A 17,839-nucleotide genomic window follows, 5' to 3' on the forward strand; every position below is an offset into this window, starting at 1 on the left:
TGGATACGCAGAGAGGGAATTTCAAGGGAGTGAATTAATAAAGATAGCTTTGCAAAAATGAAGCTATGCATCTCAACACTTTTGCGTTGTAGTGATCAGTCCTCAATCCAAATAAAAGTGGCTTGTCGACCTGTCACACCATCACGGCGGTAGGAATAAAAGTCATTTTTGTCTTGGAAAGTACACAGGCCAGAGTCAAATACTTGAGTGACACCAAGTTTGTTGAGACGTTGAGTTGCAAGCTTAGACATATCCGCCAGCCACTTCCCTTCAATATCACGAGGTGTAAAGGCTTGATGAGCTTGTGAATCAAAATCCACAAAGGCTTGCAGAACATCTTCACCAACTTCAAATGCTTGAGGGCCAATTGCAGGACCAAGCCACGCCATTACCTCACCAGAAAACAACTCTAGTGCATTTTCAACGATGCCATTTGCTAAGCCGCGCCAACCAGCGTGAACAGCCGCCACTTGGGTACCTTGCGTATTGGTTAATAGAACAGGCAAACAATCCGCTGTCATGGCCGAGCACACAACCTGACTTGAAGAGGTAAACACACCATCCGCATTCAGTACTTGCTTTGTAGGAGCGCTTGCTTGAGCTACCACTGTAGAATGGGTTTGGTTCAACCAGATTGGCGCACTAGGCATCTTTGCTTGTTGCGCCAACCAGTCACGGTTCTTTTCTACGATGGACAAGTCATCCCCTACATGCGCACCCAAATTTAGCCCTTGATAAGGCGCCGTCGAAAAACCACCGACTCTGGTAGAGGCGAAGGCTTTTACGTTTTTTGGTGCTGGCCAGTTAGGAATAATTGTCTTCATATTAGAACTCGTCAGGTAGACCGAACTCTTCTGTATCTTTACGCAGCGCTTCTGTCATTTCTACCATGTCGTCAGGCACTGGAGCGTGGAATTCTAGCTCTTCACCAGTAACAGGGTGTTCAAAACGAAGCATTACCGCGTGCAGAGCTTGGCGGTCAAAGCCACGGATCATTTCCGTTAACTCTTGTGATGCGCCAGTTGGGATACGAGCACGACCACCGTAAGCAGTATCACCTAATAGTGGATGCTGTAAGTAAGACATGTGCACACGAATTTGGTGTGTACGACCCGTTTCTAGACGCAAGCGAATACGTGTGTGCTCACGGAAATGTTCTGCCACACGGTAGTGAGTAACAGCATGTTTACCCATTGGAGCAACCGCCATTAGCGTACGTTTAGTAGAGTGACGACCAATTGGCTTATCTACTTTACCGCCCGCCGTCATACGACCGATTGCAATCGCTTCATACTCACGAGTGATGTTACGTTTTTGCAGAGCGCGTACTAGACGAGTTTGTGCTGGTACGGTTTTCGCTACCACCATTAGGCCTGTTGTATCTTTATCTAGACGATGCACAATACCTGCACGAGGTACTTCGGCGATGTCTGGGTAATGATGCAACAATGCGTTTAGTACAGTGCCATCTGGCGTACCCGCACCTGGGTGTACTACAAAATCACGAGGCTTGTTGATTACGATGATGTCTTCATCTTCGTAGACGATATCGAGAGGGATATCTTGTGCTTCCCAGCGTTCTTCATCTTCCAGCTCGGCTTGCAAGGTAATTTCCTCGCCACCCATTACTTTGGTGCGAGGTTTAGTGACAACTTCACCATTCACTTGTACTTTCCCTGCAAGCAACCACTCTTTCAAGCGAGAGCGAGAGAAGTCCGCGAATAATTCGGCGATAGCTTGGTCTAAACGTTGACCTAATTGGCTATCTTTTACGGTGTTGGTTAAAACAATCTGCTGAGCCATATCGAACTTTTTTAAAAACTGTGAGACTAATGCTCACGACTGTGGAAAAATAGACTATTACGTCATTGTATCTGTTACTGGAAAGAAAGTAACGGCAGCTTAAGAAATATTTAGATTCAAGGAACAGACTCCTGATATGAAACATCAGACTTTAACAGGCCTTTTAGCGGTATCCCTTCTGTTTGGCTGTGCAAGCAAAGAAGAAATCGTTCCTGATGTGCCACCTTCTGAACTGTATGCAGACGCGCAAACTTCTCTGCAAAGCGGTAACTGGCTTTCTGCCATCGAGAAATTAGAAGCTTTGGATTCGCGTTACCCGTTTGGTGCCTACTCTGAGCAGGTACAACTTGACCTTATCTACGCGTACTACAAAAACGATGACCTAGCACTAGGTCTGGCAACAATCTCTCGCTTTATGCGTTTGAACCCAACTCACGAAAAAATGGACTGGGTTTTATACATGCGCGGTTTGAGCCACATGGCACAAGACCGTAACTTCATGCATGACCTGTTCAACGTAGACCGTAGTGACCGTGACCCAGAGCCAGTAAAGAAAGCATTTGATGATTTCAAAAAGCTGCTCGATCGTTACCCGAATAGCCCTTATGCGGAAGACTCGCAAAAACGCATGGTGGCATTGAAGAACCGTCTTGCTGACTACGATCTTGCAACCGCAGACTTCTACTTACGTCGTGAAGCATGGATTGCAGCAATCAACCGTGCACAAGAACTGCAAAAAGCGTTTCCTGACACAGAAGCCGCTCGTAAGTCACTTGAGATTCAGCTAGAAGCTTACAAACAGTTGAAACTGGATGATTCAGTTGCCAGAACTGAAGAGCTGATAAAGCTCAACCCAGTTAACTAATCTTAAGCCGCCACAGCCCTAAACTGTGGCGGTTTTGTTTTATTCCGCATTAATTTTTGTTTTATCCTTTCTCGTTATCACATTCACTTCCTTGATGATTTTTTAAGCCACACATATGCTTAAAGTTCTCCTTCACCATCAACATGGATGTGAACGTGACACTATCAAAGTTATGGACGGGACTGTTGATCCTACTCTCCGCGTCGAGTTTTGCTCTCGAGCTATCTCCTCTTAGACAGCCGCCTTACACGGGCGATCTCGATGTCATCAAAGAGAAAAACGTCTTGCGCGTGTTGGTATCAGCCGATTTGGGTTTCTATTACATAGAGGGAGGAGAGCCAAAAGGGATTGGCGCTGAGTTGCTTGCGCATTTTGAGAAAGATTTACGCAAACTCAAACCTAAGATCAATATTCAAATCATTCCCGTATCTCGTGATGAGCTACTTCCCTCCCTTGAACAAGGATTAGGAGATTTGGTTGTTGCGAATCTCACCATTACCGACGCACGTAAGAAGTTGGTTGATTTTAGTGATCCTGCCATCACGGGAATTGAAGAATGGGTAATCACCAATAAGAAAACACCAGTGATGACCAAGCTTGATCAGCTAAGCGGCAAAGAAATATGGGTACGTGCCAGTTCAAGTTACTTCGAGAGCATTCAGGCATTAAACAAACAACTTAATAAGAAAGGCTTACCACCTGTTGTTGTGCATTTCATAGAAGAAACACTACAAGACTACGAACTGGTAGGAATGCTCAACAATGGCTATGTCAAAGCCATCGTTCTTGATAGCCACAAAGCCAAGTTGTGGATGAGCTTTATGGACGATATCCGTGCTCATACCAAAATCCCAATCCGCAAAGGCGGTGAGATCGCCTGGGCAATGCGTCACGACAGCCCTGAGCTAATGAAAGTGGTGAACAAATTCATTCGCACAGCCAAATCTGGCACCTTACTTGGGAACGTCATTTACGGTAAATACATCGACAACACCAATTGGCTGAACAAGGCATTGAACCCGAAAAAGATTGCTCAGCTTGAAAAGCTCTCTGCTCTGTTTTCTAAATATGGGGAGAAGTACGACTTTGATTATCTGCTGATCGCTGCAGTGGCTTATCAAGAGTCAGGGTTCGATAACAACTTAGCGTCTAGCCGTGGCGCTGTCGGTATCATGCAAATCTTACCAAGCACAGCGAGTGACCCGAACGTAAACATAAAAAACATTCGTAACTTGGAAAACAATGTTCATGCAGGAGTGAAATACATGGCGTTCCTGCGCCGCTACTACTTCAGTGATGAAGCAATCAGCAAAGAGAACAAACTCTACTTAACACTCGCGGCATACAATGCCGGGCCAGGAAACGTTGAAAGAATGCGTAAGCGTGCGGCTCAACAAGGCTACGATCCCAATGTTTGGTTTAACAACGTTGAGGTGGTGACGCGTAGGAGCTTGGGGGAAACGGTGAGATATGTGACCAATGTGAATCGATACTACGTGATCTACAAGCAGCTAGAGAGCCTTGATCTCGCGAAAACGCTGGATAACGTTTTACTTGTTCCAGACGATCCCGTTTTTATGACGCCGCTGAGAAGAGTCAGTCAAACCCCATAAACAGAGAAACTCTAAATAGAAAACCAAAAACGCCGCTCAACGAATTAAGCGGCGTTTTTGAATCTAACTTACTGTGCACTTTAAGAGTGATCTGATTCACATCTTTGTTCTGGTTAATTTTTAACTAACTAGAATTACAGGCCGTATAACTCCCCTAAAAACGGGTTAGTTTTCAGCTCAGTACTCTATCCAATCTAATGATTTCGAATCCGATAACAAGCAATTTTCACATAAATCTCAGCAGTTCTTGAGTGAGATCACATTCATTTTCCATCTCCAAAAAGCCGCTCAAAATAGTGATCGAGATCACACTCTTTTATCCTCAAAGCGGTAATCTGAATTCAACCCATGAGGGATGAAACAGAGGAAAAACATTTATGACAATGAACATCACTGGTAAAAACATCGAAATCACCTCTGCAATCCGTGCTCATATTGAGAGCAAATTTAAAAAGCTGGAGAAATGGCAAGTAGACATCATTGGATGCCAAGCAACTTTCAGTGAGGAACCAAACAAACAGAAGAAATTCGAAGCCGTTATCAAAGTTCCTAAAGGCCAGCTAATCGCCTCAGCAACTCACGAAGATCTTTACGCAGCTATCAATGAAGTGGAGCAAAAACTAGAACGACAACTGAATAAGCTGACCCACAAACCTGAAGCTCGACGTGCGAATAAGCCAGAGCTAGTGGAAGAAGAAGAGTAAACCGTCCAGATTGAGGAAGTAGCGCCGAAAGGCGCTATTTTTTTGCTTGACGCTCCCCGCCTGCTTGCTTATTGTGTTTAAACACTCACAAATTAAGCACTATTTATGCATTCAACAAACCTGTTTCTTTTTGACTTCTTTTTCCTTCCATAGTTGGAGGGGCTAACTCGTTTGTGAAAGAAAAGTCAAAAACAAACAGAAAGCCTCCCAAATCGGGGGGCTTTTTTTATAAGGAAAGAATTGATGACTGACCAACCTATTTCCCTGGAAGAAATTCGTTTACGTTTGAATGAGCTAGATGACGAGCTACTAAGCCTGTTGTCAGAACGCCGAAAGCTCAGTATTGAAGTCGCTAAAAGCAAAGTTCAAACGTCGAAGCCTGTTCGTGATGCAGTCCGTGAACAACAACTTCTAGTAAAACTGATCACCAACGGCCGTGATAAATACGAACTCGACGCTCAGTACATCACCAAACTTTTCCATACCATCATTGAAGATTCTGTTCTTCTTCAGCAAAGCTACTTGCAGAACCTGGTTAATCCGCAGCAAAGTCGCAAGCCTCTTGCTCGCGTTGCTTTCCTTGGTGCAAAAGGCTCGTACTCTCACCTTGCGAGTCGTGAATACTTCAGCCGTAAGAATACAGAACTGATTGAACTCAACTGTGAACACTTCAAAGAAGTGACTCAAACGGTGGAATCTGGCCATGCAGACTACGGCGTACTTCCAATTGAAAACACTAGCTCTGGCTCGATCAACGAAGTTTACGATCTGCTACAACACACAACGCTGTACATTGTTGGTGAACTAACCCAACCAATTGAGCACTGCCTCGTAGCGACCAAAGACATTCGTCTTGAGAACATCAAAACACTTTACTCACATCCGCAACCACACCAGCAATGCAGCGAGTTCTTAAGCCGCATGAAAGGCGTGAAGCTAGAGTCCTGCGCAAGTACTGCAGATGCAATGCAAAAGGTACAAGAGCTTAACCGTGATGACGTTGCGGCAATTGGCAATGCATCAAGCGGTAAGCTTTACGGCTTACAAGCCATTCAAGGCAATATCGCAAACCAAACAGAAAACCACACTCGCTTTATCGTTGTCGCGCGTAAACCTGTAGAAGTATCGACGCAGATTCCAGCGAAGACCACATTGATCATGTCAACGTCGCAACAAGCTGGCTCTCTAGTTCAGACACTCTTGGTGCTTCAGCGTTACGACATCAACATGACCAAACTAGAATCACGTCCAATTATGGGTAACCCATGGGAAGAGATGTTCTACGTAGACCTTGAATCTCACTTAGGTTCTAACGAGATGCAGCAAGCGATTGATGAGCTAACTAAGATCACTAAGCACTTGAAAGTATTAGGTTGCTACCCAAGCGAGAATGTAAAACCCACTCAAGTAAAACTGAGCTAAGGGATTATTGTAAGTAAAAAGAACATGGTAGGTAAAAAGATCATGGCAACCCAAAAAGTCGTTATCGCGTCCCTAAACCCAGCGAAAATCAAGGCTGTAGAGAGTGCTTTTCAAAGCGCTTTCTCAGAACAAGATTTTGAGTTTGTTGGTGTCAGTGTTCCAAGTGAAGTAGCAGACCAACCGATGTCTAACGATGAAACGCATCTTGGCGCATTGAACCGAGTTCGTAACGCCAAAGCAGAAATGCCAAATGCGGATTTCTATGTCGGTTTAGAGGCTGGAATTGAAGGCAAAGTAACATTTGCTTGGATGGTGATTGAGTCTGACACGCATCGTGGGGAGTCTCGCTCTGCTAGCTTGATGCTACCACCAGAAGTGCTCCAAAAACTTGAACATGCCAATGAGCTTGGCGATGTGATGGATGATGTATTTGGTACCGACAACATCAAACAGAAAGGTGGCGCAATTGGTCTACTGACTCAAAACCAACTGACGCGTAGTTCGGTCTACCATCAAGCTTTGATTCTGGCGTTGATTCCTTTTTCCAACCCTGAACATTTCCCGGCGAATCTATAACTGCGCGGGGCTTATTGCGAGCTTTAAAGCTCATAGCAGCGAATAGCACACATTAAAAAGGGCGGAGATTCCGCCCTTTTTGCTGCCTGTAACTCAGAGAGTTCAACTCAAAGATTATTGAGCCCCCTGCTCTAGCAATGTCTTGAGTTTGTCTTTGTCCACATCAGATTTCGACTTTAACTCATTCGAACCACGAGTGATGGTGGCAATACCCACGCCAAGCATTTGACTGATTTGACGCTGAGACAGCTCACCTTTGAGCAACTCATTCAGAATGTTAACGCGTGCGGTGAGCGATTCTCTTTCATCCGGAGTCATTAACATGGTCAACAACATCTCGTGTTGCTGGTTATCCACGCTAGAACGGATCAGTTCGACAATCTGTTGCCAGTCTTTGTACTCAGGTTCGTGTGACATCAAGTTACCTCACTCAATACTTGGTATTGATCTCATTTGGGGTCAAGAACGAACCATCTACACCTAAAAGGTCGCGGTAGTAAGTTTCAAACATCAAAATGTTCTGCACATAACCACGCGTCTCTTTAAATGAAATTGCTTCAATAAAGGAATAAGCGTCGACTTTTCCTTGTGTTCGATCTCGCCACATTTTTACTCGGTTAGGTCCTGCATTATAAGCAGCGAGCGCGAAAATACGATTATTATCGTAATCCTCCATCAAACCTTGTAAGTAGTGGCTGCCAATCTCGATGTTCTTACCCACGTTGTAAAGGTCTTGCGTACCTTGATACTTGAGCTTGTACTTGTTCGCCGTGTACTTAGCCGTCGCGGGCATAATTTGCATTAGGCCACGAGCACCTACAGGCGAACGCGCCTCCGAATCCAACGCACTTTCTTGTCGAGCGAGTGACATCATCGTAATCGGGTCGATGTTGTGTTTCTCAGCGTAGAAGTTAAACCACCAGCGATGCGCCACGGGGAAACGCAATGGGATGTTATCCCACATCTCCGCCTGAATACTCGCAATCACGGTGAGATTGTGCCAACGCTTAGAAGCAGCATAAGCGGCAAGTTGCGTTTTCTCTTCTTTGCTCACACGACGAAGCAAATGAGTCCATTCACTCTTCGCTGCAGCAATTTTGTCGGTCGCGATAAGCTCTTCAATACGTGCCAAAGATTTCTGGTATGGCTGAACGGCTTTCTTGTCTAACTTAACGGAACTTGATGGGTACTTAATTGACTGACCAATCGCATTGGCCGCAGCAACGCTGTAAAAGTTACGTTGGCCGACCAATTTCGACAAACGTTGCTTGCCCGCAGTAGCATCACCCAAAGCGATTTCACTACGACCTAGCCAGTATTGCCACCGAAGCGTTGCCTGTTCCTTGTCATTTAAAACCGCAATCCACTTCTGTACGCCTTTCCAATCGCCGTTTTGGATCGACAAACGAATGCGGCTTTCAATCAAGGGTAAATTCTTACTCGACTTCGTTTTATCATCACGCCAATTTGCTAATGAGTCCGACTCAGTACGAATCAAACGGATCGCAATGTAGTCAGCCAGAGCTTGCGCTTTCTCAGGGGAGAACTTTTGGCCTTTCACAACCGCAGCATACGCATCTTGCGCTTGCTTGGTATTTTTACGAGCCAACTTCTCTAACGCATATTCACTCTGAGCGCGGTTGAAATCATTAGCAGGTTGTTTCTTAGCAAATGCAGCGACCGTTTCTGGTTTATCAAACAGCGCTTTCATTGCTTTAGCTTGCTGCTTCGCTTTGGCTGATTCTGGCAGTTTCTGCAGGTAACTCATCAAGCCACCATTACGAGCATCAAACGCCAGCAACATACGCTGAAGAATCAGATCATCGGTGCGCTCACCCGCTTTGTCCCACGCAGAGAACAATGGGTCACACTCGTCGGCGATGCTTTTGCCGCGCAGCCACATGTGCTCTGCGCCTTTAAAGGCAGCAACTTGTTTACCCTGCTCTAATTGAGCGACATAAAAAATACACTGGTAACGCTCACCACTTGGCTCCACTTTTTGGAACTCGGTAATGGTTTTCCAATCTTTCTGACGATAAAGGTTATCTAAGTAAGGGGCGCGAATTCGACGTGAGAATGGAAAAGCCTCGTGGTCATTAATAAATTCGTCTACCTGTTGTGGAGACTTACTCGATAATTGCCTCAGAAACACCCGGTAATCCACATAAGGTGTCAGTGGATAGTCGGCGATTTTAGAACGGATAGATAAGTAACCATCAATGTCGTTCTTATCTAATAAATCCTGAGCTTGCTCATAGACTTGGCGCTGTTTTTCAAGGCTCAGCGCAGCGTTTGCTGATACGCTTACCGCACATAAAGCGGCTGCGTAGCATACTCTTTTAGCCAATTCAGATACGTTGAATCTCATGTGCGTCATTTTCCCCAGACGTTTATCGCTTCACTTCTTACCACTGGTGAATACAAGACGCGGTAAGTCATAAAGCATATGCATCTATTTACACCGTATTAAGTTCTTATTGTAAAGCGACTTGATGTAATAAATGTTGTACTCGTAAAACTTTAGAACCCTTCATGACAAATAGATTCCCGACAATTCATCCATCCCGATGAAGAGTGGGTATTTGAATTAAAGGTGAACAAGAAAAGTGTATACCCTAAAGTTGGGAGTTTCCGGTCAGCGATGAAGAAGAAATCACACAAGATGCTAATTTCTTGCAATCCGGTAACAAAACTCAAGGAGTTGGTATAAAATAGAGCCTTTGAATGACAGTTAATTTAGGAACGATCGGCAATGGCTGAATACGTATATACCATGTCGCGGGTGAGCAAAATTGTGCCACCTAAGCGTCAAATTCTTAAAGACATCTCTCTAAGCTTCTTCCCAGGTGCAAAAATCGGTGTTCTAGGTCTGAACGGTGCAGGTAAATCTACGCTGCTACGTATCATGGCGGGTATCGATACTGATATCGATGGTGAAGCGCGCCCACAACCGGGACTAAACGTAGGTTACCTACCACAGGAACCTGTTCTGGACGAGTCAAAGACCGTTCGTGAAATCGTTGAAGAAGCCGTTGCAGATGTTGCTGGCGCACTTAAGCGCTTGGATGCGGTATACGCTGCGTATGCAGAACCAGATGCCGATTTTGATGCACTAGCAAAAGAACAGGGTGAACTAGAAGCGCTAATCCAAGCGAAAGATGGTCACAACCTAGATAACGCGCTAGAACGTGCTGCTGATGCACTTCGCCTTCCTGAATGGGATCAAAAGATCCAACATTTATCAGGTGGTGAGCGTCGCCGTGTTGCTATCTGTCGTCTTCTTCTTGAAAAGCCAGACATGCTGCTACTTGACGAACCAACCAACCACTTGGATGCGGAGTCTGTTGCATGGCTAGAACGCTTCCTAGTTGATTACACTGGTACTGTAGTTGCGATTACCCACGACCGTTACTTCCTAGATAACGCTGCGGGTTGGATCCTAGAACTTGACCGTGGTGAAGGTATTCCATGGGAAGGTAACTACACGTCTTGGCTAGAGCAAAAAGATGCACGTCTACAACAAGAAGCGTCGCAAGAAAAAGCTCGTCAAAAGACCATCGAGAAAGAACTTGAATGGGTACGTCAAAACCCTAAAGGTCGTCAGGCGAAATCTAAAGCACGTATGGCGCGCTTTGAAGAGCTACAAAACACTGACCACCAAAAACGTAACGAAACCAACGAACTGTTCATCCCGCCAGGTGAGCGTCTAGGTGATAAAGTTATCGAAGTGAACAACCTGACTAAGTCATTCGACGGTCGTGTTCTTATCGATGACCTATCGTTCAGCATGCCTAAGGGTGCAATCGTAGGTATCATCGGTGCTAACGGTGCAGGTAAATCGACTCTATTCAAGATGCTGAGCGGCACTGAGCAGCCAGACTCAGGTACGATTGAGCTTGGTGAAACAGTGAAATTAGCGTCTGTTGAGCAGTTCCGTGACTCAATGAACGACAAGAACACGGTATTCCAAGAGATTTCTGAAGGCGCTGACATCATCAAGATCAACAACTTCGAAATCCCAGCTCGTGCTTACTGTTCTCGCTTTAACTTCAAAGGCTCTGATCAACAGAAAGTTATCGGCGAGCTTTCTGGTGGTGAGCGTAACCGTGTCCACCTTGCTAAGCTGCTTAAAGCTGGCGGTAACGTACTGCTACTCGATGAGCCAACCAACGACCTTGACGTTGAAACACTGCGTGCACTAGAAGAAGCACTACTAGAGTTCCCTGGCTGTGCAATGGTTATCTCGCACGACCGTTGGTTCCTAGACCGTATTGCAACGCACATCATCGACTACCGCGATGAAGGCCAAGTTAACTTCTACGAAGGTAACTACAACGAGTACATGGAATGGCTGAAGAAGACCCTTGGTCCTGAAGCAGCTGAACCACACCGCATCAAATACAAGCGCGTATCGAAATAATTTCGGTTATAAGATGAGTGTGCGGTATATCACCTTACACTCACCTTTGCTTGTAATTCGTACAAAGGTCGCTATCATAGCGGCCTTTGTTGTATGTGTTGCATAAATGGCTCAAATTGGCATTTTTTCAATTAAGAGCTTGACCTTTAGCAATCGTAACTCTGTGCTAGCTCGATATTTTAAGAACAAAAATTGAACAGTTTTTGTTCTATTTGATATAGTCTTCGACTGATTTGACGACTTAATGAGAAAGCTCTATGACGGAGAGACGACGCTTTTCACGCATTATCTATCAAGTTTCAGCTTTATTGGAACAAGGTGACTTGGCATTACAAGCCACGATTCAAGATCTCTCATTACATGGCTTGTTATTAAAAGCTGAAAATGCAAGTTCACTTGAACCGTCACGTAAGGTAGATGTTGCGTTCTCGTTTGCTCAATCAGAGCAAGTGATGCAGCTAACCGCCAACATCATATCGATTATAGATAACGAGATTAGGCTAAAGATCAACAACATAGACATCGATAGTATTAGCCAACTAAAACGATTTATAGAATTGAATGTAGGCAATAACGAGCTTCTGAATCGAGAGTTAGAGCATCTTTCAGATTTAGGGGAAGAATAAATTGAACGCCTACTTTAGTAACAATAACCATGTCTAAAAAAATCATCATGCAGATCCCGACGAAAGACGGGAATCAGCAATTTCATTTGGGTCGCCTTTCGATCCTAGCTATCTGTGCGTCAGTCGTTGCACTACCCGCTGTTGTTGGTGGTGCTTGGTACCTGCATCAAAAGCAGATTCACGACACACAAGCACTCAATCAAACCATCGCAAAGCTAGAGAGCGAGAAAGCTGAAATCTCCGTGTTGTACGAAGAGCAGTTAGATACCAACCACTCTCTTTCTCAGTCCTTAACCGATAAAAACAACCAGATTCAATTGCTAGGCAAGCGTGTATTTGATGTTGAGTCTGTGTTGGGTTTAGCAGATGAAGAGCTGAGCACCGATGAACACGCACTAGAGGAACGTATTGATGCTGCGGCAATCGATTCTGCAGTTCGTGCGACCATGTTCCGTTTGATTCCAAACGACAGCCCAATGACTTATCAACGTATCTCCTCTCCTTTTGGCAGTCGTATCAATCCAATCACGGGCAAACGTCATGTTCATACAGGGATCGACCTAACGTGTAAGCGTGGAGAACAGATCCTTGCACCGGCAGACGGTGTGGTAGAAACGGTACGTCCAGGTAACCGTGGGTATGGTAACTACCTCACGCTGCGTCACTCGTTTGGCTTTTCTAGCTCCTTTGCTCACTTAAGCAAGTTCAGCGTGAAGAGCGGAGAGTTCGTCAGTAAAGGCGATGTGATTGCGAAGTGTGGTAACTCAGGTAACTCAACCGGCCCGCATCTGCACTATGAAGTGCGCTTCTTAGGCCGAGCATTGAACCCACAATACTTAATGGATTGGACGCCAGAAAACTTTAACTACGCGTTCGAGAAAGAGAAGAAGGTGAAGTGGGGTCCGTTGGTTCAGTTGATCGATAACGTGGTTCGCCTGCAAATCAACCTTACTAACTCACCATACCGTGATACCAGCATCAGCACAGTATCGAGTGAAGATAACAGTGCCACATCAACCAATTGATCATTACGAAACATACGAATAAAAAAGAGCAGCGAATAAGCTGCTCTTTTTACATTCAAAATCGGTTTTTATCCACGATGGATATTGTCATTAGCCTGTTTGAGCAAGTTCTGACTTTCGTTCATAAACTGCTGCGAGTAATCACCAAACCAGTCACTCACTTGCTCGAAGCTTTCGACAAACTCAGCCTTGTCTTTACTGTCTAAAACAGACAAAGCTTCACCAAAGCGTTGGTGGAAACGCTTAATCATGTCGATGTTTTCTTGTGATGAAAGAATGATGTCACCGTATAGATTTGGGTCTTGACCAAACAGACGCCCTACCATCGCTAGTTCCAAACGGTAAATCGGCGAGCTCAGCTTTAATAGTTGTTCAATGTTCGGATTCTCTTTGCTTAGGTGCATACCGTAAGCGAAAGAAGTGAAGTGGCGCAGCGCCTGAATCAAAGTCATGCCATGATCGTGCTCTTGCGCATCGATTTGGCACAAGCTTGCGCCCCAAATTCCAAACTGTTGCAATAGCCATTGGTATTGCTCGCTACCACGGCCGTCACAGTAGACAATCACCTGCTTCGCTAGGCTCGGTACATCTGGGCCAAACATTGGGTGCAAACCAACAACCGGACCTTGGTGCACATTCAACATTGCTTGCAGCGGCTTAGACTTAATCGAAGTCAGGTCACAAAGAATGCAATCTTGTGGCAGGTTACCGAGCTTCTCAATCACACCTTCTGTTAGGTGAATCGGCACAGTAACTACCACTAACCCCGCATCTTTTAGGATGTCATCGGCCTGATCCCAGTCTTTGCTGCCCAGTACTTTAACTTGGTAACCAGATAGTTTGAACATTCGACCAAACAGACCACCTAATTGACCATTACCACCAATAATGACCACTGAGCGCAGTTCTGGGTTCAAACACTTAAAACCAGAATCTTTCTCGCTGGCATAAGACTCACGCATTGTTCGACGAAGAATGTCTTCAATTAGCTGTGGGGGAATTCCCATTTTTTCAGCTTCAGCTCGTCGTGATGCCAGCATTGCGGCTTCACGATCTGGGGCATAAATTGGCAAACCGTGTTCGCTTTTTACTTCGCCCACTTTCTCTACTAGCGCTAAACGCTGAGCAAGTAGCTCTAGCATTTGCTTGTCGACTGCATCAATCTGATCGCGTAATGCGTTAAGTTCAACTGCCATTGATGTTCCTTAAATCCCGTGTTGTTAGCCTTTTAGACGATTCTCTAAGAAAGGCACCAGCTCTTCGTGTGCATGACGTAATAGTGCCTCAGTTGAATCCCAATTGATACATGCGTCGGTGATAGATACGCCGTATTTCATCTCTTCAAGAGCTAGGTCAGAAGATTGGTTACCTTCATTGATATGGCTCTCAATCATCAAGCCAATAATCGACTTATTGCCTTCACGGATTTGGTGAATCACGTCTTCTGCGACCAATGGCTGACGACGGTAATCTTTACGTGAGTTTGCATGGCTACAATCCACCATCAGTGAAGCGTCCAGACCAGACTTCGCCATCTCTTGCTCACACTCGTTAACAGACACTGAATCGTAGTTAGTTTGCTTGCCGCCACGCAGAATCACGTGACCATTCGGGTTACCTTGCGTAGTCAGAAGCGCTACTTGGCCTTCACGGTTAATACCCATGAAACGGTGGCTAGAAGAAGCCGCTTGCATCGCGTTAACAGCAGTAGCCAAGCTACCATCCGTACCATTCTTAAAGCCGATAGGCATAGAAAGACCACTTGCCATCTCACGGTGTGTTTGTGACTCAGTCGTACGAGCACCGATCGCTGCCCAGCTAAAGGTATCCGCAAGGTATTGCGGGCTGATTGGGTCAAGAGCTTCTGTTGCCAGTGGGATTTCCATCTCTGCCAATTCAACCAGCAATTCACGACCAACATGCAGACCATGTTCAATGTCGAAGCTGCCGTCTAGGTGTGGGTCATTGATTAGGCCTTTCCAACCAACGGTGGTTCGAGGCTTCTCAAAGTAAACACGCATTACAATATACAGTTGGTCGCTTAGTTGTTCAGAAAGAGCTTTGAGACGTTTAGCGTAATCCTTCGCAGCTTCTACGTCATGGATAGAACATGGTCCACATACAACGAGTAGACGATGATCTTTTTTGTGAATGATGTCAGCGATGGTTTGACGAGACTCTTGAATAAAACGACGCGCTTTTTCACTTAGAGGAAGCTTCACTTTTAGCTCCTCTGGCGTGATCAGAACTTGTTCTTCGCTGATGTTGATGTTGCTCAATTCACTTCTTTGCATAACTTTGACCCGTATATTTTTGTTTACACCCAACCAATTCCTTGGTGAGACAACTAAGCTTTATCGACAAGATAACAGGCTAAAATAGAATTACAACCGTACACAATAAAAAACATTCAGTGTAAATTAAAGTTTACACCAAAGGAAAAAGCCGAAATGCAGAGCACTTCGGCTTTAAATGGATGTTTTAGAAAGTTTACGTCTCACCCTGAACGAACCATTATTCAGGAGTGAGATGGCTAGCCAACCAATCGCTTCATCGCTTCAGATGCGTCTTTCCACTCTTGCGAAAGTTTTAGCTCGCTTAGAGAAAAGCTTTGCTTTTTCAACAAGGCATCTGCTCGAGGAACAGAAGTGATTGGTAGATTATCAAGCACCTCAACTTGCGCATCGCGCTTGTTGCAAACCAGCAGCATATCGCAGCCAGCGTTTAGTGCTTGTGCGCCACGCTGAGCAGGACCACCCATGATCGCAGCTCCCTCCATGGTCAAATCATCAGAGAAGATCAAACCGTTAAAACCAAGTTGCTGGCGCAGGATTTGTTTAAGCCAATACTCAGAGCCACTAGCAGGCTGGTCATCATAATTTGGGAAAATGACGTGAGCAGGCATCATCGCGTCTAAGATTCCTGCATCGATTTGCGCTTTGAAGATAGCCATGTCTTGCTCAAAGATATCGCTACGCTCATCGTACGGTGTCTCTAAGTGTGAATCAGCAATCACACCACCATGACCCGGGAAGTGCTTACCTGTTGTTGCCATACCGACACTCTTCATGCCCTGCATATACGCGCTGCTGTGACGTAAAATGGTGTCCAGATCCTCACCAAAGGCACGGCTGCCAATCGCTTTACACTGGTGGCCTTTATCCAGAACTGGTGCGAAGCTTAGGTCGATGTCATGAGCAATCAACTCAGCAGCCATCAACCAACCGCCCAAGCGAGCCAGCTCTTCACTGTTTTGGTGTTTTGCGTATTCGTCTGCCGCAGGAATCAGAGAAAAGCCTTCACGGAAACGCTGAACGCGCCCGCCTTCTTGGTCAACACCAATCAAAATCGGACGTTTCGCCGCTTTGCGGATAGATTGGGTAAGAGCTTGAAGCTGCTTGCTATCGTGGTAGTTACGCGTAAATAAAATCAAACCACCAACCGTTGGATGCTCCAAAATTTCTCTGTCTTCTGCAGTCAGTTCATAGCCTGCAACATCAACCCATAACGGTCCCATTTTTTCTCCTCAAAATCGGCTGAATATCTCGTATTCGATGAGGTTATTCGCTTCAGAATTGCTTTACAATAAGTGAATCAAAGAATTGACGGAATTGGCTGTGAATCTTAACAAACTGTATATCGGTGTGATGTCTGGAACCAGTATGGACGGTGTAGATACCGCACTGGTTGAAATTGAAGATAACCGTGTTCGCTTACTCGCACACGATGATTACCCAATGCCCGCTCATATTAAGCAGACGCTTTTGTCGGTTTGCACTGGGCAAGACACGAATCTAAAAGCCATTGGTGAGCTCGACCATCAACTTGGGCATCTGTTTGCCGATGCGGTTTTACAGCTACTGGATAAATCCGGCTATTCCGCTGAGCAAATCCGAGCCATTGGCAATCATGGTCAAACCGTGTTCCACCAGCCAACAGGCAATCTGCCCTTCACCACCCAACTGGGTGATGCCAACATCATTGCAGTCAAAACTGGCATTGATACCGTGGCAGATTTTCGTCGTAAAGACATGGCGTTAGGTGGCCAAGGTGCACCTCTCGTCCCTGCTTTCCATAAGAGTATTTTTGCCATGCAAGATTCCACCACCGTGGTGCTTAACATCGGTGGAATTGCCAATATCTCGGTACTGCATCCTGAGCAAGCAGTGATCGGCTACGATACGGGTCCGGGCAACATGTTGATGGATGCATGGTGTGAACAACACACCGGACGAGGCTTCGACAAAGACGCGCGATTTGCTCTACAAGGCAACACCGATGCAGCACTACTAACTCAACTCTTAGCAGAACCTTACCTCGCTATGTCGGCGCCTAAGAGCACCGGCCGAGAGCTGTTCAATATCGATTGGCTGCATCATCAGTTAGCTGACCACAATACCTCAAAACAAGATGTGCAACGCACGCTGTGTGAATACTCGGCGAAGACCATTGCAAACGAAGTGGAGAAATTCACGTATGGCCAGCAGCCACAGCTGTTGGTGTGTGGAGGTGGGGCGAGAAACCCCCTACTGATGCAACGTTTAGCGGAACTTCTGCCGCAGTGGCAAGTCGCAACAACGGATGATAAAGGTGTCGATGGCGATTACATGGAAGCCATGGCGTTTGCTTGGCTTGCTCAGCGACATATTGACGGGCTACCAAGCAACTTACCTGAAGTAACCGGTGCGAGCCGTCTTGCTTCGCTGGGTGTGCTCTATCCTAAAAACTAAATACGTTGTGCTAGCCACAGCGAAAAAACAAATCGAAATCAGTATTCAAAAGGCT

Annotated in this window: 16 protein-coding genes and 1 other annotated feature; of the genes, 9 read left to right on the top strand and 7 right to left on the bottom strand. The window is 45.6% G+C overall.

Features of this window, described 5'->3' with window-relative positions:
• Nucleotides 1–95: 95 nt before the first annotated feature.
• Nucleotides 96–824 carry a peptidoglycan editing factor PgeF gene (pgeF, locus tag A9237_RS05610; protein WP_078607822.1) on the bottom strand — a complete coding sequence of 243 codons (729 nt, stop codon included), beginning with the start codon at nucleotides 822–824 and terminating at the stop codon, nucleotides 96–98.
• Nucleotide 825: 1 nt separating this feature from the next.
• Nucleotides 826–1,803 (bottom strand): 23S rRNA pseudouridine(1911/1915/1917) synthase RluD, encoded by a 978-nt coding sequence (gene rluD, locus A9237_RS05615; RefSeq protein ID WP_005440614.1) that lies wholly within the window; start codon nucleotides 1,801–1,803, stop codon nucleotides 826–828.
• Between the two features lie 136 nt (nucleotides 1,804–1,939).
• Between rluD and A9237_RS05620 the strand changes: the two genes are divergently transcribed.
• The 5 genes from A9237_RS05620 (at nucleotide 1,940) to yjjX (ending at nucleotide 6,983) form a co-directional block, all read left to right on the top strand.
• Complete coding sequence (locus A9237_RS05620) at nucleotides 1,940–2,668, top strand: outer membrane protein assembly factor BamD (protein ID WP_009707676.1); 729 nt, start codon at nucleotides 1,940–1,942, stop codon at nucleotides 2,666–2,668.
• A gap of 143 nt (nucleotides 2,669–2,811) precedes the next feature.
• A complete protein-coding gene (locus A9237_RS05625; protein WP_078607823.1) occupies nucleotides 2,812–4,281 on the top strand; it encodes an MltF family protein in 1,470 nt (489 codons plus the stop codon).
• A gap of 377 nt (nucleotides 4,282–4,658) precedes the next feature.
• Nucleotides 4,659–4,985: a ribosome hibernation-promoting factor, HPF/YfiA family gene (hpf, locus tag A9237_RS05630; RefSeq protein ID WP_005447957.1), complete on the top strand. Its 327-nt coding sequence runs from the start codon at nucleotides 4,659–4,661 to the stop codon at nucleotides 4,983–4,985.
• Nucleotides 4,986–5,093: 108 nt separating this feature from the next.
• Nucleotides 5,094–5,215 (top strand) — a sequence feature (Phe leader region).
• A 13-nt stretch (nucleotides 5,216–5,228) separates the two neighbouring features.
• Nucleotides 5,229–6,407, top strand: a complete 1,179-nt coding sequence (gene pheA / locus A9237_RS05635; protein ID WP_005440607.1) for a prephenate dehydratase — start codon at nucleotides 5,229–5,231, stop codon at nucleotides 6,405–6,407.
• A 42-nt stretch (nucleotides 6,408–6,449) separates the two neighbouring features.
• Complete coding sequence (yjjX, locus tag A9237_RS05640) at nucleotides 6,450–6,983, top strand: inosine/xanthosine triphosphatase (protein WP_078608704.1); 534 nt, start codon at nucleotides 6,450–6,452, stop codon at nucleotides 6,981–6,983.
• Nucleotides 6,984–7,097: 114 nt separating this feature from the next.
• Here yjjX and trpR read toward each other — a convergent pair whose 3' ends face one another.
• Entirely contained in the window at nucleotides 7,098–7,400 is a 303-nt protein-coding gene (gene trpR, locus A9237_RS05645) for a trp operon repressor (RefSeq protein ID WP_038866424.1), read from the bottom strand.
• Between the two features lie 13 nt (nucleotides 7,401–7,413).
• Entirely contained in the window at nucleotides 7,414–9,360 is a 1,947-nt protein-coding gene (locus A9237_RS05650) for a transglycosylase SLT domain-containing protein (protein ID WP_005440602.1), read from the bottom strand.
• Between the two features lie 375 nt (nucleotides 9,361–9,735).
• On the opposite strand from A9237_RS05650, the gene ettA reads away from it, so the two are divergent.
• The 3 genes from ettA (at nucleotide 9,736) to A9237_RS05665 (ending at nucleotide 13,054) form a co-directional block, all read left to right on the top strand.
• Nucleotides 9,736–11,403 carry an energy-dependent translational throttle protein EttA gene (ettA, locus tag A9237_RS05655; RefSeq protein ID WP_005425335.1) on the top strand — a complete coding sequence of 556 codons (1,668 nt, stop codon included), beginning with the start codon at nucleotides 9,736–9,738 and terminating at the stop codon, nucleotides 11,401–11,403.
• 257 nt (nucleotides 11,404–11,660) lie between these two features.
• Nucleotides 11,661–12,029 carry a PilZ domain-containing protein gene (locus A9237_RS05660; protein WP_009707682.1) on the top strand — a complete coding sequence of 123 codons (369 nt, stop codon included), beginning with the start codon at nucleotides 11,661–11,663 and terminating at the stop codon, nucleotides 12,027–12,029.
• A gap of 29 nt (nucleotides 12,030–12,058) precedes the next feature.
• A complete protein-coding gene (locus A9237_RS05665; protein WP_020197983.1) occupies nucleotides 12,059–13,054 on the top strand; it encodes a M23 family metallopeptidase in 996 nt (331 codons plus the stop codon).
• Between the two features lie 68 nt (nucleotides 13,055–13,122).
• Here A9237_RS05665 and tyrA read toward each other — a convergent pair whose 3' ends face one another.
• From tyrA to nagZ, 3 genes are all read right to left on the bottom strand, one after another.
• Nucleotides 13,123–14,250, bottom strand: coding sequence for a bifunctional chorismate mutase/prephenate dehydrogenase (gene tyrA, locus A9237_RS05670; RefSeq protein ID WP_005440595.1), 1,128 nt, complete (start codon nucleotides 14,248–14,250; stop codon nucleotides 13,123–13,125).
• 24 nt (nucleotides 14,251–14,274) lie between these two features.
• Entirely contained in the window at nucleotides 14,275–15,348 is a 1,074-nt protein-coding gene (locus A9237_RS05675; protein WP_005425327.1) for a 3-deoxy-7-phosphoheptulonate synthase, read from the bottom strand.
• A gap of 239 nt (nucleotides 15,349–15,587) precedes the next feature.
• Nucleotides 15,588–16,571 (bottom strand): beta-N-acetylhexosaminidase, encoded by a 984-nt coding sequence (gene nagZ / locus A9237_RS05680; protein ID WP_078607824.1) that lies wholly within the window; start codon nucleotides 16,569–16,571, stop codon nucleotides 15,588–15,590.
• 100 nt (nucleotides 16,572–16,671) lie between these two features.
• On the opposite strand from nagZ, the gene A9237_RS05685 reads away from it, so the two are divergent.
• On the top strand, nucleotides 16,672–17,784 hold the full coding sequence (locus A9237_RS05685) for an anhydro-N-acetylmuramic acid kinase (RefSeq protein ID WP_078607825.1): 1,113 nt from the start codon (nucleotides 16,672–16,674) through the stop codon (nucleotides 17,782–17,784).
• The last annotated feature ends 55 nt before the right edge of the window (nucleotides 17,785–17,839 follow it).

Source organism: Vibrio owensii, from assembly GCF_002021755.1.
Taxonomy (GTDB): Bacteria; Pseudomonadota; Gammaproteobacteria; order Enterobacterales; family Vibrionaceae; genus Vibrio; species Vibrio owensii.

Excerpts from the sequence above, each read along its gene's own strand:
- pgeF (WP_078607822.1), bottom strand. The coding sequence starts at position 824 with ATGAAGACAATTATTCCTAACTGGCCAGCACCAAAAAACGTAAAAGCC.
- rluD (WP_005440614.1), bottom strand. The coding sequence starts at position 1,803 with ATGGCTCAGCAGATTGTTTTAACCAACACCGTAAAAGATAGCCAATTA.
- A9237_RS05620 (WP_009707676.1), top strand. The coding sequence starts at position 1,940 with ATGAAACATCAGACTTTAACAGGCCTTTTAGCGGTATCCCTTCTGTTT.
- A9237_RS05625 (WP_078607823.1), top strand. The coding sequence starts at position 2,812 with ATGGATGTGAACGTGACACTATCAAAGTTATGGACGGGACTGTTGATC.
- hpf (WP_005447957.1), top strand. The coding sequence starts at position 4,659 with ATGACAATGAACATCACTGGTAAAAACATCGAAATCACCTCTGCAATC.
- pheA (WP_005440607.1), top strand. The coding sequence starts at position 5,229 with ATGACTGACCAACCTATTTCCCTGGAAGAAATTCGTTTACGTTTGAAT.
- yjjX (WP_078608704.1), top strand. The coding sequence starts at position 6,450 with ATGGCAACCCAAAAAGTCGTTATCGCGTCCCTAAACCCAGCGAAAATC.
- trpR (WP_038866424.1), bottom strand. The coding sequence starts at position 7,400 with ATGTCACACGAACCTGAGTACAAAGACTGGCAACAGATTGTCGAACTG.
- A9237_RS05650 (WP_005440602.1), bottom strand. The coding sequence starts at position 9,360 with ATGACGCACATGAGATTCAACGTATCTGAATTGGCTAAAAGAGTATGC.
- ettA (WP_005425335.1), top strand. The coding sequence starts at position 9,736 with ATGGCTGAATACGTATATACCATGTCGCGGGTGAGCAAAATTGTGCCA.
- A9237_RS05660 (WP_009707682.1), top strand. The coding sequence starts at position 11,661 with ATGACGGAGAGACGACGCTTTTCACGCATTATCTATCAAGTTTCAGCT.
- A9237_RS05665 (WP_020197983.1), top strand. The coding sequence starts at position 12,059 with ATGTCTAAAAAAATCATCATGCAGATCCCGACGAAAGACGGGAATCAG.
- tyrA (WP_005440595.1), bottom strand. The coding sequence starts at position 14,250 with ATGGCAGTTGAACTTAACGCATTACGCGATCAGATTGATGCAGTCGAC.
- A9237_RS05675 (WP_005425327.1), bottom strand. The coding sequence starts at position 15,348 with ATGCAAAGAAGTGAATTGAGCAACATCAACATCAGCGAAGAACAAGTT.
- nagZ (WP_078607824.1), bottom strand. The coding sequence starts at position 16,571 with ATGGGACCGTTATGGGTTGATGTTGCAGGCTATGAACTGACTGCAGAA.